This window comes from Sphingomonas sanguinis NBRC 13937 (genome assembly GCF_001591005.1).
Classification (GTDB): domain Bacteria; phylum Pseudomonadota; class Alphaproteobacteria; order Sphingomonadales; family Sphingomonadaceae; genus Sphingomonas; species Sphingomonas sanguinis.
Genome location: NZ_BCTY01000001.1, coordinates 1 through 26,980, shown reverse-complemented (window position 1 = coordinate 26,980; position 26,980 = coordinate 1). Strand labels below are relative to the sequence as shown.

Below are 26,980 nucleotides of genomic sequence, written 5' to 3'. Positions count from 1 at the left end.
GAGGGGGAGGATCAACCGCTCACCATAAGACATTGCAATGCCGCCCGGCCCCGACTAGGGCGGCGCCACTTCCAGCCAACTTATTCAGGAGCTGCGTGACCATCATGGCCGCGAACCGTACCTTTTCGATCATCAAGCCCGACGCGACCCGCCGCAACCTGACCGGCGCCGTCACCAAGATGCTGGAGGAAGCCGGCCTGCGCGTCGTCGCCTCGAAGCGTATCCAGATGACCCGCGAGCAGGCCGAAGGCTTCTACGCGGTGCACAAGGAGCGCCCCTTCTTCAACGATCTGGTCGAGTTCATGATCTCGGGTCCGGTCGTCGTGCAGGTTCTCGAGGGCGAGAACGCAATGCAGCGCAACCGTGACATCATGGGCGCGACCAACCCGGCGAATGCCGAGCCGGGCACGATCCGCAAGGAACTGGCCGAGTCGATCGAAGCCAACACCGTCCACGGTTCGGACTCGGACGAGAATGCCGAGATCGAGATCGCGTACTTCTTCAAGCCGGAAGAAATCGTCGGCTGATGGAATGGCGGCTGCGACAGGCGGGGCCGGGCGATGCGCCCGCGCTGTCGCTGGTCGCGGCCGCCAGTTTCCTCGAGACTTTTGCCGGGATCATCACCGGTCCCGACATGGTGCGCCACTGCACCACCAACAGCTCAGTCGCCAAGTTCGATGGCTGGATCGCGGACATGTCCTGCGTCGCCACCTTGGCTGAGCATCCCAACGGCGCCGCGCCGGTCGGCTATAGTCTTCTCGTACCGCCCGATCTGCCGATCGAAACCGGCCCCCGCGACATCGAACTCCGCCGCATCTACGCCCTGTCGCTGACGCGCGGCACCGGATTGGGTCACAAGCTCATGACGCGTGCCATCGACGATGCGCGAGCCCTTGGACGCCGCCGCATGCTGCTGGGCGTACTGGGAATCAACCACAATGCACGCGCGTTCTACGAACGTGAAGGCTTTACGCTGGCTGGAACGCGCCAGTTTCGCGTCGGCGACACCGTTTATGACGATGTCGTCTACGCCCGCGACCTTTAGCCGCGCTTGGCCGCCCAGGCCGCGTCGAGCTTGGCGGGCGTGCCGTTGCGATCCTTCAGCCGCAGTCCTTCCAGCCGCAACGTTCGGCCGCGCAGCAACCGGCCATGGGTGCTCCAGATCACGTCGTACAGGCCCGTCACGGTCCGCGCAGTATCGCCGTCCCAGTAGCGGACGGTGATCAGCACGGGCAGGCGGCCTTCCTTCGTGTCCGTCTGGCCATCGGTCAGGGCCAGGATCGGATCGGCGATCGGCCCTGCCTCGATCACCGGATCGCCGACCGGCGCTTGACGGGCAATGCCCGACTTCCCCGGAAAGTCTATCGCCACATCCTGAAGGTCGTGATTCGGATCGCGCAGCGCCAGGCGGCGGCCGTCATTCTCGACCGTGGCGGTCAGATCCAACCGGGCGCGCTCGTTGCGCTGCGCCGTGGCGGTCGCGGCCTTGTCGGCGGCATCGCTGCGCCGTTGGGACCAGTTGAGATAGAGCGTGAGCGCAGCGACGAGCAGGCCCGCCACCGCGACGAACTCCGCCAGGCTCAGCAAGCGGCGCCGTGACTTGGCGCGGTCGGCCGCTTCGTCACCAGCCCGGTCACTCATCGGCCGCCAGCCTCCAGCAACTCGGTTGGCGCGACCAGTTCCCAACTCCGCGCGATGCGATCCTCGACCAGCGTCCAGTCGATGTCGCCCGACAGCGCGATCTCGCTCCAATGCGGCTCGGTGCCTTCGTCGGCGGTGCAGACATGCACGCCCGACGCGCCTTCCGCGACGCGGACGAACGGCTTGCCTTCGACCAGGAAGCGGGTTTCGCTCGCCTGCGTATCTTCGGTCGTGCCGGGCAGCAGCATGGCGATGTCGCGGATGCGGGTCAGGGTATCGGTCATCGACGCACGAACTCCGTCAGGACTTGGGGATAGAGACGATGCTCCTCAACGAGCACACGCGCCGCAAGTGCCGTGGCGTCGTCGCCCGGCAGGATCGGCACCTCCGCCTGGCCCAGCACTTCGCCGTCATCCAGTTCCTCGGTCACGACATGGACCGAGCAGCCCGCCGTCGCATCGCCCGCCGCAATGGCGCGCGCATGCGTGTCGAGCCCCTTGTAGAGCGGCAGTAGCGAGGGGTGGATGTTGACGATGCGTCCCTGCCACCGCGCGACGAAATCGCCGGACAGCAGCCGCATGTAACCGGCCAGCGCGATCACCTGAACGCCCGCATCGCGCAGGGCTTGGTCGATCGCCGCTTCATAGGCGGGCTTACCGATGCCCTTGGGCGACAGGGCGAAAGTAGCGATCCCCTGTTCCTTCGCCCAGGCCAGTCCCGCCGCCTCGGGCTTGTCGGAGGCGACGAGGGCGACCTGATAGGCCGCGCCCGCTTCCCTCGACGCCGCGACCAGCGACTGCATGTTGGAACCCCGGCCGGAAATCAGGATACCAACCTTCACCGGCTGGTCAGCCGACATGGGTCGCGGTCCAGTCCGCCTTCGCGCTCCAAGTGCCCGCCGAACCCTTGACGGTGCAGCCGCGCTCGCCCGATTCGACCCGACCGATGGTGACGACCGTCTCCCCCGCCGCGCGCAGCGTCTCGGCGACCGCATCGGCTTGGTCGGCCGCGACGATCACCGCCATGCCGACGCCGCAGTTGAAGGTGCGCGCCATTTCCTCAGGCTCGATGCCACCCTGCGCCTGCAGGAAGGCCATCAGGCGCGGCTGTTCCCAGCCATCGGCATCGACGACGGCATGCGCGCCCTTGGGCAGCACGCGTGGGATGTTTTCGAGCAGCCCGCCGCCGGTGATATGGGCAAGCCCCTTGATCGAACCCGCCTTGATCGACGGGAGCAGCGAACGGACGTAGATCCGAGTCGGAGCCATCAGCGCCTCGATCAGCAGCACGTCCTGATCGAACAGCGCGGGACGATCGAGCTTCCACCCCTTGTCGGCGGCCAGACGACGGACCAGCGAAAAGCCGTTGGAATGGACACCCGACGAGGCGAGGCCCAGGATAACGTCGCCATCACCGATGGTGGCACCGGTCAGCACCTGGTCACGCTCGACCGCGCCGACGCAGAAGCCCGCCAGGTCATAGTCGCCGGGCGCGTACATGCCCGGCATCTCGGCCGTTTCGCCGCCGATCAGCGCGCAGCCCGCGATACGACAGCCCTCGGCAATCGAGGCGATGACGCGCTCGGGGACATCGCCCTCCAGCTTGGCGGTCGCGTAATAATCGAGGAAGAACAAGGGCTCGGCGCCTTGCACCACGAGGTCGTTGGCGCACATCGCGACCAGATCGATGCCCACGCCGTCATGGCGGTTATGCTCGATGGCGAGCTTCAGCTTGGTGCCGACGCCATCATTGGCCGCGACCAGCAACGGGTCGGTGAAACCGGCGGCCTTCAGGTCGAAGAAACCACCGAAGCCGCCCAGGTCGGCATCGGCCCCCGGCCGCCGCGTCGCCTTGGCGAGCGGGCCGATCGCGCGGACCAGCGCGTTGCCCGCGGCGATCGAAACGCCCGCATCGGCATAGGTGTAGGACGCGCCGGTTTCGGCGGGCGAAGGGGTGGGGGACGGCGTGCTATTGTCGGTCATGTTTGCCGGTTAGCGACATCGCGCTTGGATTTCCACGTCTGGTTCGCCAAAAGGCCGCGATGCGTTTGCGTTCGCCCTCCTTGATGTTCGGTCTGGTCGCGCTTGTCGGCCTGGGTGCCGGGGGCGGGGCGGTGCTCGCCCAGATCGAAGGGCAGTCGCGCGGCGTTACCCCCATCGACAATGGCGGCTCCTACGAAGTGACCGGGGTGTCGGTCGATGTTTCGGGCAAGACGGCGGAGGATGCGCGGCTTGGCGGCTGGCGGATCGCGCAGCGCAAGGCCTGGGCGATGCTGGCCCAGCGACTGGGGCGCAGCGGCACCGGCGCGTCGGACGGCCTGCTCGATTCGCTAGTCAGCGGCATTGTGGTCGAAAACGAACAGATCGGCCCGACCCGCTATGTCGCCAAGCTGGGCGTGTTGTTCGACCGGGTACGCGCGGCCTCGGTGCTGGGCGTCTCAGCCTATGCCGATCGCTCGCCGCCGATGCTGGTCATGCCGCTGCAGGTCTCGGGCGGCGTGTCGCAGATGTTCGAGGCACGCACGCCGTGGCAACAGGCCTGGGCGCGGTTCCGCACGGGCAACAGCACGATCGACTATATTCGGCCGTCGGGCACCGGCACCGACCCGCTGCTGCTGAACGCCGGACAGATCGGCCGCCGCTCGCGTGGATGGTGGCGGACCGTGCTCGATCAATATGGCGCGTCGGACATCCTGATCCCCGTCGTCCATCTTTACCGCCAATGGCCCGGCGGCCCGGTGATCGGCGTGTTCGAGGCGCGGCATGGCCCCGACAATGCGCTGCTGGGTACGATCACCCTGCGGGTCGGGAGCACGGACGGCCTGAACCAGTTGCTCGATACCGGCGTGGCGCGACTGGACGGACTGTACCAGCGGGCGCTGGCCAGCGGTGCGCTGCACCCCGATTCGTCGCTCACCCCGCCGCCCAAGGCGGAGGTGGCCGTCGTCGACGACAGTGCGCCGGGCGAGGAGCCGATCGCGGGAGTGGATGCCGCCATCGCGTCATCGGGCGCGGGCATCGCCGTCTCGCTGCAATATGACGCGCCTACCGCCAGCGCAGTCGCCAATGCCGAAAGCCTGGTGCGCACCATTCCCGGCGTGGTCCGGGCCAGCACGACCAGCCTGGCGCTGGGCGGCGTATCGATCATGGCGGTGACCTATGACGGCGATCCCGACCAGCTTCGCCGCGCGCTGGAGCAGCGTGGATTCCAGGTGTCCGGTTCGGGCACGACCTTGCGCATCAGGCGCGCACCCCAGGTGCAGACGCCCGCGCTTCCATCGGATAGTGTGACGACCGGATGAACCAGATGGCGCTGCCGTTGCAATGGCCGGCGGACCCCCGATCCGATGCGTTCCTGATGACCGAGTCCAACCGGTTGGCGGCGCGGATGCTCGACCAATGGGTGGCGTGGCCGACCATGGCCGCGATCCTGACCGGCCCACGCAAGTCGGGTCGCTCGCTACTGGCGCGCATCTTCGCCGCGCGGACCGGCGGCACGATCATCGACGATGCCGAGCGGGTGCCGGAGGTACAGATCTTCCATGCCTGGAACCGGGCGCAGGCCGACCGGTTGCCGCTGCTGATCGTCGCGGATGCGCCGCCGCCGCGCTGGCAGGTAAAGCTGCCCGACCTGCGCTCGCGGCTGGCGAACAGCAGCCTTGCCGAGATCGGCGCGCCCGATGACGAACTGGTCGCGGGGCTCTTCGAGCATCTGTTCGAGCGGCGCGGCCTGGATGCACGACCCGACCTGATCGAGTGGCTGACGCTGCGGATCGAGCGGAGTCACCTTTCTGTCATCCGCGCAGTGGATATGCTCGACCAGGGGGCGATGGAACGGCGCGCGCGCTTGTCCATTCCCCTTGCACGATCCACTCTGATCGCGGCTGGCCTGATCGCCGAGCCGTAAGCCCAAGCGAGAAACGATGACCCGTCCTGCTCATATCGCGCAAATGTCCGAACCGGACGACGATCACTTCTCGACCGAGCCGAACGGCCGTTACTTCAATCGCGAACTTTCCTGGCTCGCCTTCAACCGGCGGGTGCTGGAGGAGGCGTGCAACGCCGCCCATCCGCTGCTCGAGCGGTTGCGCTTCCTCTCTATCTCGGGATCGAACCTCGACGAGTTCTTCATGGTCCGCGTGGCGGGCCTGAAGGGGCAGCAAGCACAGGATGTCGAGCAACGCTCGGTCGACGGGCTGACGCCGGGGCAGCAGCTGAGCGGGATCGTGCAAGAAGCCGATCGCCTGATGGAGAGCCAACAGGAAGTGTGGGGAGACCTGCGCAACCTACTGGACGAGGCGGGCATCTTCGTCCTGCGTCGTGACGCCATCGACCAGGAGGCAAGTGCCTGGCTGGAAAACCATGTCCGCGATCAGGTCTTTCCGATCCTGACCCCGCAGGCGCTGGACCCGGCCCACCCATTTCCATTCATCCCCAACAAGGGTCTGTCGATGATCTTCGACCTGACCCGCGTGTCGGACAAGGCCCCGATTCGCGAGTTGGTGATGATTCCGTCCACCATGCCGCGTTTCATCCGTCTGCCTGGCGAGGGATCGCGTTACGTCTCGATCGAGACCATCCTTCGCCGGTTCTCGGGGCTGTTGTTCCCCGGCTATATCGTCAACGGGGCGGCGACCTTCCGCGTGCTGCGCGACAGCGATATCGAAATCGAGGAAGAGGCGGAGGATTTGGTCCGCTACTTCGCCAACGCGATCAAGCGGCGGCGGCGTGGACGGGTGATTCGGCTGGAGCTGGAAACCGGCATGCCAGACGAACTGGCCGATGTGCTGCGCGACGAACTAGGCGGCGCGGACGCAATCATTACCGAGAGCGGCAACATGCTGGGCATCGGTGATCTGGTGGCGATGGTCGACGAGGATCGCCCGGACCTGAAATTCCCGTCCTACTCCCCGCGTTTCCCGGAGCGTATCCGCGAATTTGCGGGCGATTGCTTCGCCGCGATCAAGGCCAAGGATATCGTCGTCCACCACCCCTATGAGACGTTCGAGGTCGTCATCGCTTTCCTGAAACAGGCGGCGGCGGACCCGGACGTGGTGGCGATCAAGCAGACGCTCTACCGCGCGGGCAAACAGTCGGCGGTCATCGCGGCGCTGATCGCCGCGGCCGAAGCGGGTAAGTCGGTGACCGCCATCGTCGAGCTGAAGGCGCGCTTCGACGAGGAACAGAACCTCTATTGGGCGTCCGCACTGGAGCGGGCGGGCGTGCAGGTCGTCTATGGCTTTATCGACTGGAAGACCCATGCCAAGGTGTCGATGGTCGTGCGGCGCGAGGGCAGCGATTTCCGCACCTATTGCCACTTCGGCACGGGCAACTACCACCCGGTCACCGCGCGCATCTATACCGATCTCAGCTTCTTCACCGCCGATCCGCTGATCGGGCGCGATGCGGCGCAGATGTTCAACTATATCACCGGCTATGTCGAACCGGTGGCGATGAACCGGGTCAGCCTGTCCCCCCGCGACCTGCGCCACAATCTGATGGCGCTGATCGATGCCGAGATCGCCCATGCCCGGGCGGGGCGTAAGGGCAGCCTGTGGGCCAAGGTCAACTCGCTGGTCGATCCTCAGGTCATCGAAAAGCTGTACGAAGCCAGCGATGCGGGCGTCCAGATCGACCTGATCGTGCGCGGCATCTGCTGCCTGCGGCCCGGCGTGCCGGGCATGTCGGATAACATCCGGGTCAAGTCGGTCGTCGGCCGCTTCCTGGAGCATAGCCGCATCTGGGCGTTTGGTGACGGCAAGGTCCTGCCGCACGACTCGGCCAAGGTCTTCATCTCCTCGGCCGACTGGATGCCGCGCAATTTCGATCGCCGGGTCGAATATATGCTGCCCATCCAGAACCCGACCGTGCACGACCAGATTTTGGACCAAGTGATGGTCGCCAACCTGCTCGACAACGAACAAAGCTGGGAGCTGGAGCCCGATGGCAGCTATGTCCGCGATACGCCGGGTGATCGCCCCTTCAACCTGCATCGGTATTTCATGACCAATCCTTCGCTTTCGGGGCGCGGTGCCGCGCTCGACACCAGCAAGGCGGTGCCGACCCTGTCGCTTCGGCGGCAGCGATGACGGGAGAGCGTTGAAGCATGGCAGCCTCCCGCGCGCCGCGTACGGCGATCATCGATATCGGCTCCAACTCGGTTCGCCTGGTCGTCTATCAGGGCCCGGCGCGTCTTCCCGCGATCCTGTTCAACGAAAAGGTGATGGCGGGGCTGGGGCGCGGGTTGGCGGCGACGGGGGCTATCGATCCGGGCTCGCTGGCCAAGGCGCAGGTGGCGCTTGCCCGTTTCGCCAGCCTGGCGCGCGAGATGGGCGTCACGGGCCTGAGGACGGTCGCGACGGCGGCGGTGCGCGATGCGGCCAATGGCGGCGAATTGATCGCCTGCGCCGAGTCGCTGGGGCTGGACGTCGAACTTCTTTCGGGCGAACAGGAAGCCAAGGCAGCGGGCGAAGGCGTGCTGTCGGCCATTCCCGATGCCGATGGCATCGTCGGTGATCTCGGCGGCGGCAGCTTGGAACTGGTGCGGGTCCGCGATGGCGGGGTCGAGGACCGGGTGTCCTTTCCGCTCGGCGTCCTGCGCATCCCGGCGCTGCGCGAAAAGGGAAGCAAGAGTTTCGAGCGGCAGATCGGTCGCCTGATTGAGGATGCGGGCTGGGAAAGCCGGGGCAGGGGTCTGCCCTTTTATCTGGTCGGCGGATCGTGGCGTGCGCTGGCGCGGCTGGACATGACGCTGGCCGATTATCCGCTCCCGATCATCCATCATTACGAACTGACGCCGACCGACATATTGCGGCTGTCGCGGACCATCCCGCATCTCAGCAAGGCGCGATTGCGCGAGGTGAAGGGGCTATCCTCCAGCCGCGCCGCGACGCTGGGCGATGCGACCGCCCTATTGAGCGTGTTGCTCAAGCATCTGGGCAGCAGCACGACGGTGGTGTCCGCCTTCGGCCTGCGCGAGGGGCTGCTCTATGGCGGCCTCGATGCAAAGACCCGTGCGCTCGATCCGTTGATCGTCGCGGCGCGCGAGGAGGGAAGGCTTTTAGGGCGCTTCCCGGAGCATGGCGATCTGCTCGAACAGTGGATCGCGCCGCTGTTTGTCGGCGAAGCGTCGGCCGAAACGCGGTTGCGCCATGCTGCCTGCCTGCTCGCCGATGTCGGCTGGCGTGCCAACCCGGAATTCCGGGCGGAGCGCGGCGTCGAGATAGCCCTCCACGGCAATTGGGTCGGTATCGATGCGGAGGGCCGGGCGATGCTGGCCCAGGCGCTGCACACCAGCCTCGGCGGCGGCCTCGACGTACCCTCACCACTGGCGGAACTCGCGAGCCCAGCCCAATTGAAGCTCGCGACCAGCTGGGGCCTGGCCATTCGTCTGGGGCAGCGGTTGAGCGGCGGTCTGGCCGGACCGCTGGAGCGGACTGCGCTGGAACTCGGCGAGACGACGCTGGGCCTTGCCCTCACGAATGAGGATCGGGGCTTTTACGGCGAGGCGGTCGAACGCCGCCATGCCGCGCTGGCCACGGCGCTGGGTAAGACGCCGGCGAGGATCAGCCGCACTTGATGCGCGTGATCCGCCCATTGGCGTCGGTTTCGATGTTCAACCGTTCGGGGCGGAAGTCCATCGTGACGACCGTGCCCGGCGCGATCACCCGCAGCGACGGCGCGCCCGAGGCCTTGAGTGTCTCGGCTCGCTGCGACTCGCGCCAGACCTGACCGATCAGCTTGGCGACCCTGGTGTCGCCGCAGGTGCTGCCCTCGCCAAATGCCGCAGGCTTGGGTGCGGGCGCGCAGGCGGCCAGGCCGGTCAGCGCGATCATGCCGATCGCACGCTTCATGCAACCTCCTCGGTATTGCGAACCATCTTGAGCTTGCCGCCCTTCACCACGAAGCCCAGCCGTCCCTCGACCAGATCCAGCGCATCGCGCCCGAACTGCTCGAACCGCCAGCCTTCCAGAACTGACAAATCCGAACGAACGCCCGCTGCCAGCATCTCAAGATCGTCGGCGCGGGCGAGAAGGCGGGGGGCCACGTCGATATCGCGGGCCCGGATCTTCAACAGCAGCTTCAGCAAGTCGGCCACCAATGCGCCTTCACGACCCAGGCCCGGCTTGCGCTCGTCGCGCGCGGGAAGCTCGTCGGCGTCCAGCGGCTGAGCTGCTTCGAGCGCATCCATCAGCCGCGCCCCGATATCATTGCCTGCCCAGGTCGCCGACAGGCCACGCACCTTGGCCAGATCGGCCTGCTTGCGCGGCGGATGGCCGGCCAGGTCGGCCAGCGTCTCGTCCTTGACGATGCGGCCGCGCGGCAGGTCCTTGGCCTGCGCCTCCAGCTCGCGCCAACGGGCCAGCGCCTTCAGGCGGCCGAGCATGTCGGGCTTGCGGCCCGAAACCCGCACGCGCTTCCATGCGACATCGGGATCGTTGGCATAGTGCGCCGGGTCGGCCAGCCGCTCCATTTCCTGGTCCAGCCATGCGCCGCGCCCGGTCTTGCGCAGACGCTCCAGCATCTTGGGGAAGATGGCGGCCAGATGGGTGACGTCGCCGATGGCGTAATCGACCTGACGCTGGTCGAGCGGACGGCGCGACCAGTCGGTGAAGCGCGCGCCCTTGTCGACCGAGATGCCCAGCCAGCTGTCGACCAAGTTGGAGTAACCGATCTGCTCGCCCTGGCCCAGCGCCATCGCCGCGATCTGCGTGTCGAACAGGGGATGCGGGGTCTTGCCGGTCAGGTTGTAGATGATCTCGATGTCCTGGCCGCCCGCATGGAAGACCTTCAGCACTTCGTCATTGTTGACCAGCAGGTCGAGCAGCGGGGTCATGTCCAGCCCCGGCGCCTTCGGATCGATCGCGGCGGCCTCTTCGGTATCGGCGATCTGGATCAGGCAGAGTTCGGGCCAATAGGTGCTTTCACGCATGAACTCGGTATCGACCATCACATAGTCGGCTTGCGAGAGGCGGGCGCAGAGATTGGCGAGCGTGGCGCTGTCGGTAATCAACGGATGAACGTGCATTTGCTGCACATAGCCCGGCTCACGCAGGTTGACAAAGAGGAACGCAAGACAAGCCCGTTCGGGCACATTGGGATTGACAAAAAGGGGGCGGGCGGGGAAGCGGCAGCACTTTCCCCAGACGTACAGAGAATGTCCGCCATGCACGCCTATCGTACCCACACCTGCGCCGCGCTGACTGCTGAGGCGGTCGGCGAGACGGTCCGCCTGTCTGGCTGGGTCCATCGCAAGCGCGATCATGGCGGCGTGTTGTTCGTCGATCTTCGCGACCATTATGGCATCACCCAGATCGTCGCGGACAGCGACACGCCCGCGCTCGCCATCCTGGAGAGCGTCCGGGTTGAGTCGGTCGTGACGATCGACGGCGTGGTGAAGGCGCGCTCGGCGGGCACCGTCAACCCGAACCTGGCGACTGGCGAGATCGAGGTGTTCGCGCGCGGCGCGACCGTGCTGTCGGCGGCCGAGGAACTGCCGATGCCGGTGGCGGGCGAGCAGGAATATCCCGAGGATATCCGCCTGCGTTACCGTTTCCTCGACCTGCGCCGCGAGACGCTGCACGCCAATATCGTGCGCCGCACGCAGGTGATCTCCGACATGCGCCGTCGCATGGAGGCCTGTGGCTTCACCGAATATTCGACCCCGATCCTGACCGCGTCGTCGCCCGAGGGCGCGCGCGACTTCCTGGTGCCCAGTCGCATCCATCCGGGCAAGTTCTACGCGCTGCCCCAGGCGCCGCAGCAGTATAAGCAGTTGCTGATGGTCGCGGGCTTCGACCGTTACTTCCAGATTGCGCCCTGTTTTCGCGACGAAGACCCGCGCGCCGATCGCCTGCCGGGCGAGTTCTACCAGCTCGATCTGGAGATGAGCTTCGTCACCCAGGAAGAGGTGTGGGAGACGATGGAGCCGGTGATTGGCGGCATCTTCGAGAAGTTCGCCGATGGCCGCACCGTTACCCCGATCGGCCAGTTTCCGCGCATTCCGTATTCGGAGTCGATGCTGAAATACGGCAACGACAAGCCCGATCTGCGCAACCCGCTGATCATCACCGATGTCTCGGAGCACTTCACGACCTCGGGCTTCGGCCTGTTCGAGAAGATCGTCGGCTCGGGCGGCGTCGTCCGTGCGATCCCGGCGCCGAAGACTGCCGAGAAGAGCCGAAAGTTCTTCGACGAGATGAACGAGTGGGCGCGCGCCGAGGGTCATGCGGGCCTGGGCTATGTCACCCGCAAGGGCGGCGAGTTCGGCGGTCCGATCGCCAAGAACCATGGTACCGAGGGCATGGAAGCCATCTACGCCGCACTGGGCCTCGGCCCCGATGACGGCCTGTTCTTCGCGGCGGGCAAGGTCGAGGCGGCCGCCAAGCTGGCGGGCCTGGCGCGCACCCGCGTCGCCGAGCAGCTTGGCCTGATCGAAGAGGGCGCGTTCCGCCTCTGCTGGATCGTCGACTTCCCCTTCTATGAATGGGACGAGGACGAGAAGAAGGTCGAGTTCGCGCATAACCCCTTCTCGATGCCGCAGGGTGGCATGGAGGCGCTGAACTCCGCCGATCCGCTGTCGCTGAAGGCGTACCAGTATGATCTGGTCTGCAACGGCTTCGAGATCGCGTCGGGCTCGATCCGCAACCAGTCGCCTGAACTCATGGTCGCGGCGTTCGAGAAGGTCGGCCTGTCCAAGGCGGATGTCGAGGAACGCTTCGGCGGCCTCTACCGCGCGTTCCAGTACGGCGCGCCGCCGCATGGTGGCATGGCCGCCGGTGTCGACCGCATCGTCATGCTGATCTGCGGCGCACAGAACCTGCGCGAAATCTCGCTATTCCCGATGAACCAGCGCGCCGAAGACCTGCTGATGGGGGCGCCCAGCCTGCCCAGCAACAAGCAGATGCGCGAACTGTCGCTCCGCTCGACCGCTGAGCCCAAGAAGGAAGGGGATCAGGTCGTCGTCGCTCCGGCGGGCTGATCCTTCTCCGAAGGTCTATAAAAAAGGGCGGGCGCCGGATGTGGCGTCCGCCCTTTTCGTGTCATGCCCGGGTCCAGGGAACCGGGCAGATTCGCTTAGGCCGCGACGAGTGCAGGAGCCGCGGGCTTGAACTCGCCCTGCTCGTCCATGATGTGAAGAACGCCGTCAGCGATGGCGAAATAGGCACCCCGCAGGGTCAGCGTACCCGCGTCTTCCCGCTTGGTCACGAACGGGAAGGTGCGCAGGTTCGCGATCGAGGTGCGAACCGATTCGAGCTCCATCTCGCGCATCGCATCAGCATCGGCATCATCGCCATGCTTGGCGATTACCTTCTCACGGGCACCGTCCAGCAGGCTCACCCAGTCCGATACGAAGCCGCCTTCGCCCTGCGGAGCATGCGCGAAACCCTGCGTCAACGCGGCCTTGCAGCCACCGCACGCGCCATGGCCCATGATGACGACGTCGGTCACTTCGAGCTGTGTCACCGCGAATTCCAGCGCGGCCGACACACCGTGATGACCGCCACCAGTCTCGAACGGGGGCACGAGGTTGGCGACGTTGCGCACGACGAAGATTTCACCCGGTAGCGTGTCGAAGATTTGCGCCGGATCGACGCGGCTGTCCGAGCAGGCGATCACCATCACCTTAGGGCTCTGGCCTTCCTTCAATTCGGCCCAGCGGTCGCGCTGGCGACGCCAATCGGAGGTCCGAAAGCGCTGATAGCCATCCACGAGGTCGTTAAAGTCGGTCATTGCTCTCTCTTATCCCATGAAGGAATTTTCGTTCTAGCAGGCCAACCAGACACGGCCGTTTCGGTTCCATATCAAAGTATGTCTGCCGGGCGCTGACCACGAGGCCGGTAGGCATTGTGTCCGACCCGGTGCATCGCTATTTCGCAACCCATGAACGAGTTGACACCGTTGGCCGCGCCGGGGCGCGCGCGCAAGCCCGACTGGATTCGCGTTAAGGCTCCGACCAGCGCCGGGTTCGCCGCCACGCGCGAACTGATGCGGTCCAAGAGCCTGACGACCGTTTGCGAAGAGGCCGCTTGTCCCAATATCGGCGAATGCTGGTCGAAAAAGCATGCGACCGTCATGATCCTGGGCGACACCTGCACCCGCGCCTGCGCTTTTTGCAACGTGAAGACCGGCATGCCGCGCAAGGTCGACGCGATGGAACCGCAGAATGTGGCGGACGCCGCCGCGCAGATGGGGCTGAACCATATCGTCGTCACCTCGGTCGACCGTGACGACTTGCCCGATGGCGGTGCGTCGCAGTTCGTGAAGGTGATCCAGGCACTTCGCCGGACCACGCCCAACACGACCATCGAAATCCTGACCCCGGACTTCCGCAACAAGGCGCAGGCCGCGATCGAGTCGATCGTCGAGGCGCGACCGGACGTCTACAACCACAATCTGGAGACGGTTCCCCGGCTCTATCCGACGATCCGGCCGGGTGCCCGCTATTATGCGTCGCTGCGCCTGCTAGAGAGCGTGAAGCGGCACGATCCGTCGATCTTCACCAAGTCGGGCGTGATGCTGGGCCTGGGCGAAGAGCGGCTCGAGGTTCATCAGGTGATGGACGACATGCGCTCGGCCGACATCGATTTCCTGACCATGGGGCAGTATCTGCAGCCGACGCCGCGTCACGCCAAGGTCGCCGAGTTCGTGACGCCCAAGGCCTTTGATGCTTATGCGGCGATCGCACGGGCGAAGGGCTTCCTGTTGGTCGCCAGCTCGCCGCTGACCCGTTCGAGCTATCATGCGGGCGACGATTTCGAGCGGCTGCGGGCAGCTCGTGAGGCGAAGCTGGCCACTGCGCGCTGATGCCCAAGCATAGCGAGACGCGGCATCTGCCCTATACGCCGGAGCAGATGTTCGATCTGGTGGCCGATGTCGCCCGCTACCCGGAGTTCCTGCCCTGGGTGTCGGCGATGAGGGTCCGCTCGGATACGCCGACCGAAACGGTGGCCGACATGATCGTCGGCTTCAAGGGACTGCGCGAGACCTTTACCAGCCGCGTGACCAAGGCGCGGCCGGAATCGATCGACGTCGAATATCTCGACGGCCCGCTCAAATATCTGCGCAACAACTGGCGTTTCCGACCCGAGGAACAGGGATGCGCGGTCGACTTCACCGTCGACTTCGCGTTCAAGAACCGGGTATTCGAGATGCTGGCGGGGCAGGTGTTCGGCACCGCGCTCCGACGGATGATCGGCGCGTTCGAGGACCGCGCCGCCAAACTTTACGGCAGCAACAGCTCCAGCGCCAACAGCGCCGCCTGAAGCCGGATCGCCCCACGGCCGATATCGCCAAACTCGTGACGCTCGGCCTTGACCTCTTCCGGGTCGCCGCCGCGTAGCGCCTGGGCGAAGACGACCGTCCCGACCGGCTTCTTCGGGGTGCCGCCGCCGGGCCCGGCCACGCCGGTGATGGCGACCGCGACATCCGCCTCGCTCGCCGCCAGTGCCCCCTGCGCCATGCCCCAGGCGGTCGCGGTCGACACCGCGCCAAAGGTCTCGATGACCTCCGCGCTGACGTTCAACATGCTGATCTTGGCCTGGTTGGAATAGGTCACGAACCCGGCCTCGACCACATCTGATGAGCCCGGAATTTCGGTCAGCGCCGCCGAGACCAGTCCACCGGTGCAGCTTTCGGCCAGCGCGACGCGGCGACCCGCCGCGCGATTGGCGACGACCACGCGCTCGGCCAGTTCGATCAGCTCGCGGGGAAGAAGGACGTCCATATCAGTTTCCGTTGGTGCACAGCGGCAGGTCGGGCACGGCGACCTGCCGTCCCCGCGCCTTTTCGGTCTTGAGATATTGCAGCGCGGTCACGACCACACCCGCCATATTGCGCGGGGGCAGGGGGGCAAGCTGGGTCACCAGTCGGTCGATGGTGCCGCAATCCTCCAACCCGATACGCCCGACGATGAACGGCACCAGCAGCGAGGTCAGCAGCGGCCGGGCATAGTCCGATTGAAGCAGCGTATCGATCGCCGGATCGGACAGCTTGACGATTGCCGCCCGTGCGGCGGGCCATGCCTGGTCGGCCGCGCCCTCATATTTCGAGATCAGCGAACCGCCGCCCCGGATCAGGCTGTTGGCGGGCAGCCGTGCGGCGCACACCCGGCCCGTCTCGCGCAGGATGTCGGGCATGGCGACCAGCGTCATGGCCTCCGCCTCGGGTGCGGTGATGCAGGCGCGCTGGGCCGTCGCCAATTCGGGCGCGAGCAAGGCCACCAGCGCGGCAATCAGGCCGAGGCGCTTCATGCCGCTGCTCCGCCTGGCAGTCGTACCGTCGCCACGGCCTGGGTCGCGATGCCCTCGCCACGCCCAGTAAAGCCCAGGCGCTCGGTCGTGGTGGCCTTCAGGCTCACCCGGCTCTGGTCGATGTCCAGCAGCGCGGCGATCCGCTCGACCATGGCGGCGCGGTGCAGGCCGATCTTGGGCGCTTCGCAGATGATGGTCAGGTCGACGAAATCGATCCGGCCGCCTTTGTCGGCGATCAGCTTGGCGGCATGCTGCAGGAATTGGCCCGACTCGGCGCCCTTCCACTGCGGGTCGCTGGGTGGGAAGTGGGTACCGATGTCTCCGGCCGCGATCGTGCCGAGCAGCGCGTCGGTCAGCGCGTGGAGCGCGACGTCGGCGTCGCTATGCCCCGACAGACCCTGATGGTGCGGGATCAGCACGCCGCCCAGCCACAATTCCTCGCCATCCTCCAGCCGATGGACGTCATAGCCCATGGCGGTCCGGGTTTCCCAGGTCAGGCGCATATCGGCTCCGGTCATGTCGTCGGGATAGGTGATCTTGTCGAGCATGGCATCGCCCTGCACCAAAGCGACGCGCCCGCCAAGCCGTCGCACCATCTGCGCGTCGTCCGTGGCTTCCGCCTCGGCGGGCCAGGCGGCATGGGCGGCGATCACGGCTTGCAGGTGAAAGCCTTGCGGCGTCTGGACGCGGACCACGCCGTCCCGGGGCACGATCTCACCCAGCACGGCGTCTTGGCCCTGCGCCAGCGTATCGGCGACGGCCAGCACCGGCATGGCCCCATCCGCCGAACTCAGCCCCTCCAGCACGCGGTCGATGACGTCGGCCGAAAGGAAGGGGCGGGCCGCGTCATGGATCAACACCTTGGTTACGCCCCTCAGCGCCAGGTGGCGGAGGCCGCGCGCCACCGACTCGCGACGGCTGGCCCCGCCGGCCTCGATCCAGGCATCGGGCAGGATCGAGCCGGCATGGTCGCGCTGATCCTCCGCGACGACGGTCAACACCGTATCGATCGCCGGATGTGTCGAGAAGGCGGCATGGCTCCAGGCCAGCATCGGCCGCCCGCCCAGATCGCGAAACTGTTTCGGCACGCCGCCGCCCATCCGGCTGCCGCCGCCCGCCGCGACGATCAGCGCGGCGATCTTTCCATCCTGGCTCATGAACCTTCGCCTAGCGGCTTTTGGGCAAGGCCGCCAATCTTGCCTTTGTGGGGACCTTGCGATAAGGCGAATGCTTATTTTTCAGGCAGTATGATGCGTAACCTCGCTCCCATCCAGGTCGGTCCGGTGACGATCGACAGCCCCGTCGTGCTGGCACCGATGACCGGTGTCACCGACATGCCCTTTCGCACGCTTGTCCGCCGCTATGGCTCCGGCCTGAACGTCACCGAGATGATCGCCAGCCAGGCGGCGATCCGCGAGACGCGCCAGTCGATCCAGAAGGCAGCCTGGCACCCGGTGGAGGAGCCGGTGTCGATGCAGCTGGTCGGCTGCACCCCCTATGAGATGGGCGAGGCGGCCAAGCTGAATGCCGATCGCGGGGCGGCGATCATCGACATCAACATGGGCTGTCCGGTGCGCAAGGTCGTCAATGGCGATGCGGGCTCGGCGCTGATGCGCGACCTGAAGCTGGCCTCGGCGATCATCGAGGCGACGGTGAAGGCGGTGGATGTGCCCGTGACGCTGAAGATGCGGATGGGCTGGTGTCATGACAGCCTGAACGCACCCGAATTGTCGCGCATCGCGGAGGATATCGGGGTCAAGATGATCACCGTCCATGGCCGCACTCGCAATCAGATGTACAAGGGCAGCGCCGACTGGGCGTTCATTCGCAACGTCAAGGACGCGGTCAGCATCCCGGTGATCGCCAATGGCGATATCTGCTCGATCGACGATGCCGATGCGGCGCTCGACCAGTCGGGAGCCGACGGCGTCATGATCGGGCGGGGTGCCTATGGCCGTCCTTGGCTGCTCGGGCAGGTGATGCATTGGTTCGCCACCGGCGAACGCCGCGAGGACCCAGCCCTGGACGAGCAGTATCGCGCCGTGACCGAGCATTATGACGCGATGCTGGAGCATTACGGCACCGAGACGGGCGTCAACATGGCCCGCAAGCATATCGGCTGGTACACGCGTGGCCTGCACGGTTCGGCCGAGTTCCGCAACACGGTGAACCACGAAGCCAGCGCCGAGCGGGTCAAGGCGATGCTGTACGATTTCTACATGCCGCAGATCGAGCTTGCAGCGGCTGCCTGATCCGGCAGGGCGCAGTCGCCCTGGGTTTGGGGCGATGTTCGCCGCCTTGCCCGTGGCCATCGTGGTAGTCGACCCCGACAACCGCATCGCCCATGCCAATGCGCTGGCCGAACAGCTGCTGAACCTGTCCGAGCGGCTGATGGTCGGACAGCCGCTCGCGGCGATCCTGCCGCCGCCCGACGCGCCGCGGAGCCGGGACGGCCATGGCTTCGCGGTGTACGATACCGTCATCGCTACACCGCATGGCCCCAAAATCCGCGTCGATTTCGTCGAAGCGCAAATCCCGGACTATCCGGGCTGGCATGCGATCACATTGCACAGCGCAGGGCCATCGCGGCGGCTCGGCCACGCGTCCGAGCGCAGCGCAGGGGCAAGGGCGGCGGTGGGGGCGGCCGCCATGCTGGCGCATGAGATCAAAAACCCGCTGTCGGGTATTCGCGGCGCGGCGCAATTGCTCAATGGCGGCGAACTGACGACGCTGATCACGACCGAGGTCGACCGCATCGCCGCGCTGATCGACCGCATGCAGGATTTCAGCGATACCAGGCCCTTGCCGCTGGCATCGGAGAATATCTATCCGCTGCTGGCCCACGCGCGCGGGGTGGCACTGGCCGGTTTTGCGCGCGGAGTTCCGGTGGAGGAGCGTTTCGATCCCTCGCTGCCGCCCGCGCGGATCAACCGCGACGCGCTGCTTCAGATCGTCATCAACCTGCTGAAAAATGCTCGCGAGGCCGTGCGGGAGGTGCGTAACCCGCGCATTGTCATCACCACCGCCTATCGCCACGGCATGTCGGTCAGCACCGGCGAAGGGCGACCCCGCCTGCCGTTGCCCATCGAAATCTGCGTCATCGACAATGGGCCGGGCGCTCCGGCGGACATCGCCGACCATCTTTTCGACCCGTTCGTTTCGGGCCGCCGCGAAGGGCAGGGGCTGGGCCTCGCGCTCGTCGATAAGCTGGTCCGCGACATGAGCGGCATCATCCAATATGCAAGAGAGGGTTCGCCCGAAATGACCGTACTCCGTCTGCTGCTGCCCAGGGCCCAGGCATGAGCCACGTCCTGGTGGTGGATGACGACGCCGCAATCCGCACCGTCGTCGGGCAGGCGCTGCGCCGGGCTGGGCATGAGGTGACGGCGGTCGAGACGCTGGCGCGGCTGGACCGCGTGCTGGCGGGGGGCGCGCCGGACGTGCTGGTGACCGATGTCATCCTGCCCGATGGCGACGGCATCGACCATATCCGGGGCGTGGCGGAGCGGTTCCCTGCGCTGCCCATCATCATCCTGTCGGCGCAGAATACCCTGACCACCGCCGTCCGGGCGGCCGAGGTCGGGGCCTATGAATATCTGCCCAAGCCCTTCGATCTCGATGCACTGACCCAAGCGGTAGCTGGAGCGCTGGCGCGGGGCGGTGTGCTGGTCGAGGACGGCTTGGGCGAGGATGACCGCGCCCTGCCGCTGATCGGCCGGTCGCAGGCGATGCAGGGCGTGTACCGGGTCATCGCGCGCGTGGTGTCGACCGACCTGACCGTGCTGGTCTCGGGCGAATCCGGCACCGGCAAGGAACTGGTCGCCCGAGCGATCCACGACCTGGGCCCTCGACGCGCCGCGCCCTTCGTAGCGATCAACATGGCCGCCATCCCGCGTGAACTGATCGAGGCCGAGCTGTTCGGGCACGAGCGCGGAGCCTTCACCGGCGCGGCGCAGCGCAATGCAGGACGCTTCGAGCAGGCGGCGGGCGGCACACTCTTCCTGGACGAGATCGGCGATATGCCGATGGAGGCGCAGACGCGATTGCTGCGTGTCCTGCAATCCGGCGAGTTCACGACGGTGGGCGGCGCGCGGACGATCCGCACCGATGTCCGCATCGTCGCTGCGACCAATCGCGACCTCAGCCAACAAGTCACCTCGGGCCAGTTTCGCGAAGACCTGTTCTACCGCCTGAACGTCGTACCGATCGCCTTGCCCGCGCTGCGCGAACGGCGGCAGGACATTCCGCTGCTCGCCCGCCATTTCCTGGAAAATGCCGCGCTTCAGGGACTTCCGCGGCGCCGGATCGATGCCCATGCGCTCGACGTGCTGGTTGCCCATGACTGGCCCGGCAATGTCCGCGAGCTGGAGAATATGATGCGGCGCCTCGCCGTGCTGGCGCGCGATGAAGTGATCGACGCCGATGCAGTACGTATCATGCTGGGAGAGGCACGCTCGTTCCTTGTCCAGCAGAGCGGTGGCGGGGCCGGGGGCGATCTGAGTGCGGCCGTCCATGCCTATCTGACCCGGCTGGCGACGACACAGCCCCATGCGCTGGACGACGGGACGCTCTATGATCGGATCATCGGCGAGGTCGAACGGCCCCTGATCGAGGCGATGCTGGCACGCCACGGCGGCAATCAGCTGCGCACGGCGCGCGCCATGGGGATCAATCGCAATACCTTGCGCAAGCGGCTCGACAGCTTGAACATCCTGGTCAGCGGCGACGACGATGCGGGATAAGGGCTGACATTATTTTCACGAATTGTGTCTTGCAGGACACGCTTCACGTTGTACGATTGCAACGATGTTGGCGTCCCTGAAGCCTGCTGGACCTGCCGAACCACCGCGATCCCGTTTCGCGGTGACCCCGGCGATGGAGATCGCGGTCATCATCGGCGCCGTGGCCGTCGCGATTGGCACCTATGTCTTCATCGACAGTCGCCATGATACACAAGGGCTGATCGCGCCTCCGGTCATGGCAGCCCTGCTGGCGCTTAATTTAGTGCCGGGTGTTCTGCTTCTGATGTTGCTCGGGCGGCGCGTGGCGATGCGCCGTGCGGATGAGTCTCCGGTCGGCGGGGGGGGACGGTTGCATGTCCGGCTGGTCGCGATCTTCTCGCTGACCGCCAGCATTCCGATCCTGTTGACGGTCGTCACGGCCTCGGTGCTGTTCCAGTCCTCCGCCGAGTTCTGGATTTCCGACCGTGCGCGCAAGGCGTTCGGCGACGCGATGGATATCGCCCGCCAGTCGCAGCAGCAGATCATCGAGCGCTGGGTCAAGGGCGCTGGCGCGATGTCGGGCGACCTCGGCCGCAACCTTCCAGTCCTGAAGGAAAATCGCGAGGAATTTCACCAATATCTCGGCTCGCAGATGCTGGTGCGTGAATTGGAGGAGGCGGTACTCTTCTCCTATGACCCGAAGCAGGGCTTCAAATTCTACGACTATGTCTTCCCGCCATCGGACTCGAAATTCCGCGAACTGGTGACCCCAGACATGGTGCAGCAGGCCCAGCGCGCCAACCGGCCGGAAGTCGGCATCAACGAGCGCCGCGTCTGGGTGGTCACTCCCCTCCCCAATAGCAAGGGGATCATGTTGTATGTCGGCACCGGGGTGAATGCCGACTTCCTCAGCAAGCAGCATTTTGCCGCCGAAGACGTGTTCGACGATTACCGCGCGCTTCAGGGGCGCGCCCGCTCGCTCCAACTCAAATTCAACCTCGTCCTGTTCGCGATCGCCCTGCTGATCGTCGGCATTGCCGTCTGGATCGCGCTGGCCGTCGCCGACCGGCTTGTCCGGCCGGTTGGCGAACTGGTCGAAGCGGCCAGGCGGATCGCGGGCGGCGATCTGACGGCGCGAGTGCCCGACCCCCGCACCCGCGACGAGGTGGGCACGCTGGCCAACGCCTTCAACCAGATGACCGGCCAGCTGGAGCGTCAGAACACGCAGCTGGTCACAGCCAATGCGCAGCTCGACAACCGGCGCGCCCTGATCGAGGCGGTGATGGCGGGCGTGTCGGCTGGCGTCATCGCGGTGGGTCGCGACCGGTGTATTCGGATCGCGAACAACTCGGCCGACCTGCTACTGGGCGCCGATCAGGATGGCCTGGTGGGCCGCAAGCTGGCCGAGGTCGCGCCCGAACTCGACGATTTGCTGGACCAAGGGCGCCGCGAAGCCACGGTGCAGATCGCATTACACGGTGATATGCGAACGCTGGCGGTGCGGATCGCGCAGACCGGCGATGGTCCCATCCTGACCTTCGACGACATCACCCAGCAACTGCTCGATCAACGGCGCGCGGCCTGGTCCGACGTAGCCCGGCGCATCGCGCATGAGATCAAGAATCCGCTGACGCCCATCCAGCTTGCGGCTGAGCGTCTCCAGCGGCGCTATGGCAAGATCATCGGGCCGGAGGACGAAACGTTCGGCCGCCTGACCGAAACCATCGTCCGCCAGGTCGGCGACCTGCGCCGCATGGTCGACGAATTCTCGTCCTTCGCGCGCATGCCCAAGCCGGTGTTCCGCGAAGAAGCGATCGCCGATATCTGCGCCCAGGCGATGTTCCTGCACGAAGTCGCGCACCCGGAGGTGACCTTCCAGCTCAATCAGGAAGAGCCCGCTCCGACCCTGGTCTGCGACCGGCGACAGATGAGCCAGGCACTGACCAACATCGTCAAGAATGCCGTCGAAGCCATTGAATCCAGGCCCGAAGGCATGAAGGGTGGCAAGGTCGTGATGACCGTCGGCCAGCAGGCGACGATGGTCACCATCACGGTTTCGGACAACGGCATCGGCCTGCCGCCGGAGCGGGACCGGATCATCGAGCCTTATATGACGACCCGTGCGCGGGGCACTGGCCTGGGCCTCGCCATCGTCAACAAGATCATTGAGGAACATGCCGGCACGATCGGCTTTTCCGACAATCCCACCGGCGGCACCATCGTTTCGATGATGTTCGATGCCGGTGCTCTTGCGGCGCTGGATCAGGGCGGCGCCGAACCCGAACTGGCTGGGGAGGGCCAGCTCACTGCTTTGACTCGTACCCGGACGTAAAAGATCATGGCTTTGGACATCCTCGTCGTTGACGACGAACTTGATATCCGCGAACTCGTCGCGGGCGTGCTGGAGGACGAGGGCTATGACGCCCGAGTCGCGGCGGACAGCGATGCCGCGCTGGAAGCGGTGGCGGTGCGCCGTCCGTCGCTGGTGCTGCTCGACGTCTGGTTACAGGGGTCGAAGCTCGACGGGCTGGAACTGCTCGACGAGATCAAGCGCCGCGATCCGTCGATCCCCGTGCTGGTCATTTCCGGACATGGCAATCTCGACACCGCTGTCGCCGCGATCCGCAAGGGCGCAGCCGATTTCATCGAAAAGCCGTTCGAGGCCGAACGTCTGCTCCTGATGGTCGGCCGGGCGACCGAGACCGAGCGGCTGCGGCGCGAGAACGCCTCGCTGCGCGCCTCCGCCGGGCGCGAGACCGACCTGACCGGATCGTCGAGTGCCATCAACGGCATCCGCGCCACCCTGAAGCGCGTGGCGGCGACGGGCAGCCGGGTGCTGATCATGGGCGCGGCGGGTGTCGGCAAGGAAGTCGCCGCGCGGCTCCTCCACGGTTGGAGCAACCGAGCGGACGCCCCCTTCGTGGTGGTCAGCGCCGCGCGGATGACGCCCGAGCGCGTCGAGGAGGAATTGTTCGGTGTGGAGGAGGGGGGAGACCTCGTTCGTACCGGCCTTCTGGAACAGGCGCATGGCGGCACGCTGTTCCTGGACGAGATCGCCGACATGCCGATCGCGACCCAGGCGCGTATCCTGCGCGTCTTGACCGATCAGAGCTTTACGCGCGTTGGCGGTACACGCGTCGTGAAGGTCGATGTCCGCGTCGTCTCTGCGACCGCCCGCGATCTGACCCAAGAGATTGCCGAGGGACGGTTCCGCGAAGACCTGTATTACCGCCTCAATGTCGTGCCGGTGACCATCCCGTCGCTGGCCGAACGGCGCGAGGACATCCCCCCGCTGGTCGAGCATTTCATGGCACATTACGCCACCGAGCGGCGCGTGCGCACACCTGAGATTGCGCCCGATGCGATGGTGGCGATGCAATCCTATGACTGGCCGGGCAACGTCCGCCAGCTGCGCAACGTGGTCGAGCGCACGATCATCCTAGCGCCCGGCGACCGGGTCGGTCGGATCGATCTAGACCTGCTGCCGGCCGAAGTGCTGGGTGAGGGGGCCGATATGGGCGGATCGGGCGCGACCGCGATCATGGGCGCACCGTTGCGGGAAGCGCGCGAAAGCTGGGAGCGCGAGTATTTGCGGGTACAGATCCGGCGCTTCTCCGGCAATATCTCGCGTACGGCCAGCTTCATCGGCATGGAGCGCTCGGCGTTGCACCGCAAGTTGAAGCTGCTGGGCATCAGCGAAACGCGCGAGGATTGATTGATGGGGCGGCCGGTCCCTCTGGACGAACGCCGCTCGAAATCTTAGATATTGGTCGTGCCCGGTCCACGGGTGCATCTCCGACGCCGGGAAACGGCGCTAATCGCGGGCACGGACCCGCCAAGAACAAGGGCTTTCCCATGGCCGACAAATCGGGTTCGCTGCAGGACCTGTTTCTGAATGCACTGCGCCGCTCCAAGGCGCCGGTGACTATGTTCCTCGTCAAGGGCGTCAAGCTCCAGGGTATCGTCACCTGGTTCGACAATTTTTCGGTGCTGCTGCGGCGCGACGGCCAGTCGCAGCTGATCTATAAGCACGCCATTTCCACTATTATGCCTTCGGGCCCGCTGGACGTCGCCGCGATTGTGGACGGCGTGAACGAACAGCAGCGTAAGAACCCGCTTTTGCAGGAAATCTTCCTGAACGCGGTGCGCAAGTCCGAAGACCCCGTCACCATGTTCCTGATCAACGGCGTCATGCTGCAGGGCCAGATTGCGGGCTTCGACCTGTTCTGCATGCTGCTGCAGCGTGAGGGCATGGCGCAGCTCGTCTACAAGCATGCCGTGTCGACCATTCAGCCGGCACGTCCGCTGAACCTGGCCGAAGAGCAGGCGGGATCGGCGGAGGATTGAGCACCGGTTTCGATCGCGACCGCGGTGAGTTCGCGCGGGGCGCCCGCACGGTCATCGTCCTGCCCGACCAGGGCGATGCCGCGCGGGACGCCGAGGCCCGGCTCGATGAGACGGCGGGCCTTGCTATGGCCATCGGCCTGGACGTGGTTGAGCGGGTCGCGTTGCGCGTCCGCGCGCCCAAGCCTGCGACGCTGATCGGCAGCGGCCAAGTTGAGCAGGTCGCGCAGCAGGTGCGGATGGAGGAAGCGCAGCTTGTCGTGTTCGACGCCGCGCTAACCCCGGTGCAGCAGCGCAATCTGGAAACCGCGCTGGAGGCCAAGGTCATCGACCGGACCGGCCTGATCCTCGAAATCTTCGGTGAGCGCGCCGCGACGGCCGAGGGCCGATTGCAGGTCGAACTCGCCCATCTCGATTATCAGGCTGGCCGCCTCGTGCGCAGCTGGACCCACTTGGAGCGCCAGCGCGGCGGTTTCGGCTTCCTGGGTGGTCCGGGTGAAACCCAGATCGAGGCCGACCGGCGCATGATCCGCGACCGCATGGCGCGGCTGCGACGGGAGTTGGATCAGGTCAGCCGGACGCGTGGCCTTCACCGCGAACGTCGTCAGCGGGCACCCTGGCCGGTGATTGCGCTGGTCGGTTATACCAACGCCGGAAAGTCGACGCTTTTCAATCGCCTGACCGGTGCCCATGTCATGGCGAAGGACCTTCTCTTCGCCACGCTCGACCCGACGCTGCGCCAAATCCAGTTGCCCGGCATCGACAAGGCGATCCTGTCGGACACGGTGGGCTTCGTTTCCGACCTGCCGACTCAATTGGTTGCTGCCTTCAAGGCGACGCTGGAAGAGGTGGTATCGGCTGACCTGCTGATCCATGTTCGCGATATCGCGCATCCCGATACAGAGGCGCAGCGCGCCGATGTCGAGGCGGTGCTGACCGAGATCGGCGTCGATCCCGAAACCCCGCGGTTCGAGGCATGGAACAAGGTCGACCTGATCGAGGGCGATAACCGTGAGGACGTACTGGTCGAGGCGGCGCGTCGCCCGAACATCGTCGCACTCTCCGCCATGACGGGGGAGGGCGTGGACGACCTGATCGAACAGGTTGCCGCCGCGCTGACCTCGGGCCATCGTCGTTATCGCATCGCGCTGGATGCCGGTGACGGGGCGGGGGCCGCCTGGCTCCACGCGCATGGCGAGGTGCTGGATCAGGTGATTGAGGGGGATCAGGCGGTCTATGACGTCCGCCTGTCCGAACCGGATTACGAGCGGTTCAATCGCCGCGACGTTTGACGTCCTGCCAGAGGGCTTCCTTCGCCTCCAAGTCGAGGGCGGAGAAGCCCTCACCGGCGATCTCTTCCATGCCCCTGAAGCGGCGCTCGAACTTCAGATTGGCGTTGCGCAGCGCGGCTTCGGCATCGACGCCCCGGTGGCGGGCCCAGTTGACGACGGTGAACAGCAGGTCGCCGAACTCTTCCTCCAGCGTGTCGGGCGTGGCTTCGACGATTTCCTGCATTTCCTCGTCGATCTTGGCGCGCGGCCCAGCCTCGTCTGGCCAGTCGAAGCCGACCCGCGCCGCCCGGTTCTGGAGTTTCTCCGCCCGCATCAGCGCGGGCAGGCCGAGCGCGACGCCGTCGAGCGTCCCACTGGCGGCCTTCGCACGGCGTTCCTCGGCCTTGATCTGCTCCCACAGATGATGGCCGCCCTCGGCCACATCGCCGAAGATATGCGGGTGGCGCCGCTCCATCTTGTCGCTGATCGCGGTCACGACGTCCGCGAAGACGAAATGTCCGAGGTCCTCGGCAATCTGCGCGTGGAAGACGACCTGAAGCAGCAGGTCACCCAGTTCGTCCTTGAGATCGGCCATGTCGCCGCGCGCGATCGCGTCGGCCACCTCATGCGCTTCCTCGATGGTATAGGGCGCGATCGTCTCGAAGCTCTGCGCCACATCCCATTCGCAACCGGTCTGGGGGTCGCGAAGGCGTTTCATGATGGTCAGCAGGCGCTCCAACGCCGATCTCCTT

The 26,980-nt window shown here is 66.0% G+C and carries 27 protein-coding genes; 16 read left to right on the top strand and 11 right to left on the bottom strand.

Annotation, left to right across the window (positions count from 1 at the left end):
- Positions 1 to 104: 104 nt before the first annotated feature.
- Together ndk and SSA01S_RS00130 are read left to right on the top strand one after the other, a co-directional pair.
- A complete protein-coding gene (gene ndk / locus SSA01S_RS00135) occupies positions 105 to 527 on the top strand; it encodes a nucleoside-diphosphate kinase (RefSeq protein ID WP_007403624.1) in 423 nt (140 codons plus the stop codon).
- Positions 527 to 1,045 (top strand): GNAT family N-acetyltransferase, encoded by a 519-nt coding sequence (locus SSA01S_RS00130; protein WP_061778658.1) that lies wholly within the window; start codon positions 527 to 529, stop codon positions 1,043 to 1,045. Before ndk ends, SSA01S_RS00130 begins: the two co-directional genes overlap by 1 nt.
- Here the strand turns inward: SSA01S_RS00130 and SSA01S_RS00125 are convergent.
- From SSA01S_RS00125 to purM, 4 genes are read right to left on the bottom strand one after another with little or no spacing between them, the layout of a single operon-like run.
- Positions 1,042 to 1,641: a hypothetical protein gene (locus SSA01S_RS00125; RefSeq protein ID WP_061778657.1), complete on the bottom strand. Its 600-nt coding sequence runs from the start codon at positions 1,639 to 1,641 to the stop codon at positions 1,042 to 1,044. The two genes, SSA01S_RS00130 and SSA01S_RS00125, sit on opposite strands and share 4 nt — an antisense overlap.
- On the bottom strand, positions 1,638 to 1,925 hold the full coding sequence (locus SSA01S_RS00120) for an MmcQ/YjbR family DNA-binding protein (RefSeq protein ID WP_061778656.1): 288 nt from the start codon (positions 1,923 to 1,925) through the stop codon (positions 1,638 to 1,640). Before SSA01S_RS00120 ends, SSA01S_RS00125 begins: the two co-directional genes overlap by 4 nt.
- Positions 1,922 to 2,500 carry a phosphoribosylglycinamide formyltransferase gene (purN, locus tag SSA01S_RS00115; RefSeq protein WP_061778655.1) on the bottom strand — a complete coding sequence of 193 codons (579 nt, stop codon included), beginning with the start codon at positions 2,498 to 2,500 and terminating at the stop codon, positions 1,922 to 1,924. Before purN ends, SSA01S_RS00120 begins: the two co-directional genes overlap by 4 nt.
- The gene (purM, locus tag SSA01S_RS00110) at positions 2,490 to 3,623 is read right to left on the bottom strand and encodes a phosphoribosylformylglycinamidine cyclo-ligase (protein WP_061778654.1); all 1,134 of its coding nucleotides are present in this window, start codon (positions 3,621 to 3,623) and stop codon (positions 2,490 to 2,492) included. Before purM ends, purN begins: the two co-directional genes overlap by 11 nt.
- A 59-nt stretch (positions 3,624 to 3,682) precedes the next feature.
- Here purM and SSA01S_RS00105 point away from each other — a divergent pair, with 59 nt between their 5' ends.
- From SSA01S_RS00105 to SSA01S_RS00090, 4 genes are read left to right on the top strand one after another with little or no spacing between them, the layout of a single operon-like run.
- Complete coding sequence (locus SSA01S_RS00105; protein WP_061778886.1) at positions 3,683 to 4,942, top strand: heavy-metal-associated domain-containing protein; 1,260 nt, start codon at positions 3,683 to 3,685, stop codon at positions 4,940 to 4,942.
- The gene (locus SSA01S_RS00100; protein ID WP_061778653.1) at positions 4,939 to 5,547 is read left to right on the top strand and encodes an HdaA/DnaA family protein; all 609 of its coding nucleotides are present in this window, start codon (positions 4,939 to 4,941) and stop codon (positions 5,545 to 5,547) included. The genes SSA01S_RS00105 and SSA01S_RS00100 overlap by 4 nt, the downstream gene beginning before the upstream one ends.
- 16 nt (positions 5,548 to 5,563) lie before the next feature.
- A complete protein-coding gene (locus SSA01S_RS00095; protein WP_061778652.1) occupies positions 5,564 to 7,729 on the top strand; it encodes an RNA degradosome polyphosphate kinase in 2,166 nt (721 codons plus the stop codon).
- 17 nt (positions 7,730 to 7,746) lie between these two features.
- A complete protein-coding gene (locus SSA01S_RS00090; RefSeq protein WP_061778651.1) occupies positions 7,747 to 9,219 on the top strand; it encodes a Ppx/GppA family phosphatase in 1,473 nt (490 codons plus the stop codon).
- On the opposite strand, the gene SSA01S_RS00085 is transcribed toward SSA01S_RS00090, so the two are convergent.
- Together SSA01S_RS00085 and rnd are read right to left on the bottom strand one after the other, a co-directional pair.
- Positions 9,206 to 9,493 (bottom strand): I78 family peptidase inhibitor, encoded by a 288-nt coding sequence (locus tag SSA01S_RS00085; RefSeq protein WP_061778650.1) that lies wholly within the window; start codon positions 9,491 to 9,493, stop codon positions 9,206 to 9,208. The two genes, SSA01S_RS00090 and SSA01S_RS00085, sit on opposite strands and share 14 nt — an antisense overlap.
- Positions 9,490 to 10,668 carry a ribonuclease D gene (gene rnd / locus SSA01S_RS00080; RefSeq protein WP_061778649.1) on the bottom strand — a complete coding sequence of 393 codons (1,179 nt, stop codon included), beginning with the start codon at positions 10,666 to 10,668 and terminating at the stop codon, positions 9,490 to 9,492. Before rnd ends, SSA01S_RS00085 begins: the two co-directional genes overlap by 4 nt.
- Positions 10,669 to 10,806: 138 nt before the next feature.
- Here rnd and aspS point away from each other — a divergent pair, with 138 nt between their 5' ends.
- A complete protein-coding gene (gene aspS, locus SSA01S_RS00075) occupies positions 10,807 to 12,621 on the top strand; it encodes an aspartate--tRNA ligase (protein WP_061778885.1) in 1,815 nt (604 codons plus the stop codon).
- A gap of 95 nt (positions 12,622 to 12,716) precedes the next feature.
- Here aspS and SSA01S_RS00070 read toward each other — a convergent pair whose 3' ends face one another.
- The gene (locus tag SSA01S_RS00070; protein WP_061778648.1) at positions 12,717 to 13,373 is read right to left on the bottom strand and encodes a carbonic anhydrase; all 657 of its coding nucleotides are present in this window, start codon (positions 13,371 to 13,373) and stop codon (positions 12,717 to 12,719) included.
- Between the two features lie 150 nt (positions 13,374 to 13,523).
- Between SSA01S_RS00070 and lipA the strand changes: the two genes are divergently transcribed.
- A complete protein-coding gene (gene lipA / locus SSA01S_RS00065; protein WP_061778647.1) occupies positions 13,524 to 14,447 on the top strand; it encodes a lipoyl synthase in 924 nt (307 codons plus the stop codon).
- Positions 14,447 to 14,905, top strand: a complete 459-nt coding sequence (locus tag SSA01S_RS00060) for a type II toxin-antitoxin system RatA family toxin (RefSeq protein WP_058750945.1) — start codon at positions 14,447 to 14,449, stop codon at positions 14,903 to 14,905. The genes lipA and SSA01S_RS00060 overlap by 1 nt, the downstream gene beginning before the upstream one ends.
- On the opposite strand, the gene SSA01S_RS00055 is transcribed toward SSA01S_RS00060, so the two are convergent.
- The 3 genes from SSA01S_RS00055 to SSA01S_RS00045 are packed head-to-tail and all read right to left on the bottom strand — an operon-like array spanning position 14,866 to position 17,049.
- Entirely contained in the window at positions 14,866 to 15,366 is a 501-nt protein-coding gene (locus tag SSA01S_RS00055; RefSeq protein WP_058750946.1) for a CinA family protein, read from the bottom strand. The two genes, SSA01S_RS00060 and SSA01S_RS00055, sit on opposite strands and share 40 nt — an antisense overlap.
- A gap of 1 nt (position 15,367) precedes the next feature.
- Positions 15,368 to 15,892 (bottom strand): hypothetical protein, encoded by a 525-nt coding sequence (locus SSA01S_RS00050; RefSeq protein ID WP_061778646.1) that lies wholly within the window; start codon positions 15,890 to 15,892, stop codon positions 15,368 to 15,370.
- Positions 15,889 to 17,049, bottom strand: coding sequence for a bifunctional 2-C-methyl-D-erythritol 4-phosphate cytidylyltransferase/2-C-methyl-D-erythritol 2,4-cyclodiphosphate synthase (locus tag SSA01S_RS00045; RefSeq protein WP_061778645.1), 1,161 nt, complete (start codon positions 17,047 to 17,049; stop codon positions 15,889 to 15,891). The genes SSA01S_RS00050 and SSA01S_RS00045 overlap by 4 nt, the downstream gene beginning before the upstream one ends.
- Positions 17,050 to 17,142: 93 nt before the next feature.
- On the opposite strand from SSA01S_RS00045, the gene dusB reads away from it, so the two are divergent.
- The 7 genes from dusB (at position 17,143) to hflX (ending at position 26,249) form a co-directional block, all read left to right on the top strand.
- Positions 17,143 to 18,144 (top strand): tRNA dihydrouridine synthase DusB, encoded by a 1,002-nt coding sequence (gene dusB / locus SSA01S_RS00040; protein WP_061778884.1) that lies wholly within the window; start codon positions 17,143 to 17,145, stop codon positions 18,142 to 18,144.
- A gap of 34 nt (positions 18,145 to 18,178) precedes the next feature.
- The gene (locus tag SSA01S_RS00035; protein ID WP_082794841.1) at positions 18,179 to 19,195 is read left to right on the top strand and encodes a two-component system sensor histidine kinase NtrB; all 1,017 of its coding nucleotides are present in this window, start codon (positions 18,179 to 18,181) and stop codon (positions 19,193 to 19,195) included.
- Positions 19,192 to 20,634, top strand: coding sequence for a nitrogen regulation protein NR(I) (gene ntrC, locus SSA01S_RS00030; RefSeq protein ID WP_061778643.1), 1,443 nt, complete (start codon positions 19,192 to 19,194; stop codon positions 20,632 to 20,634). The genes SSA01S_RS00035 and ntrC overlap by 4 nt, the downstream gene beginning before the upstream one ends.
- Positions 20,635 to 20,698: 64 nt before the next feature.
- The gene (locus tag SSA01S_RS00025) at positions 20,699 to 22,945 is read left to right on the top strand and encodes a sensor histidine kinase NtrY-like (protein WP_061778642.1); all 2,247 of its coding nucleotides are present in this window, start codon (positions 20,699 to 20,701) and stop codon (positions 22,943 to 22,945) included.
- A gap of 6 nt (positions 22,946 to 22,951) precedes the next feature.
- Positions 22,952 to 24,328, top strand: a complete 1,377-nt coding sequence (gene ntrX, locus SSA01S_RS00020; protein ID WP_058715954.1) for a nitrogen assimilation response regulator NtrX — start codon at positions 22,952 to 22,954, stop codon at positions 24,326 to 24,328.
- Between the two features lie 50 nt (positions 24,329 to 24,378).
- Positions 24,379 to 24,960 carry an RNA chaperone Hfq gene (gene hfq / locus SSA01S_RS00015; RefSeq protein ID WP_439951125.1) on the top strand — a complete coding sequence of 194 codons (582 nt, stop codon included), beginning with the start codon at positions 24,379 to 24,381 and terminating at the stop codon, positions 24,958 to 24,960.
- On the top strand, positions 24,957 to 26,249 hold the full coding sequence (gene hflX / locus SSA01S_RS00010) for a GTPase HflX (protein WP_061778641.1): 1,293 nt from the start codon (positions 24,957 to 24,959) through the stop codon (positions 26,247 to 26,249). The genes hfq and hflX overlap by 4 nt, the downstream gene beginning before the upstream one ends.
- Here hflX and mazG read toward each other — a convergent pair.
- Complete coding sequence (mazG, locus tag SSA01S_RS00005; RefSeq protein WP_082794840.1) at positions 26,230 to 26,967, bottom strand: nucleoside triphosphate pyrophosphohydrolase; 738 nt, start codon at positions 26,965 to 26,967, stop codon at positions 26,230 to 26,232. The genes hflX and mazG overlap by 20 nt on opposite strands.
- Positions 26,968 to 26,980 lie beyond the last annotated feature (13 nt).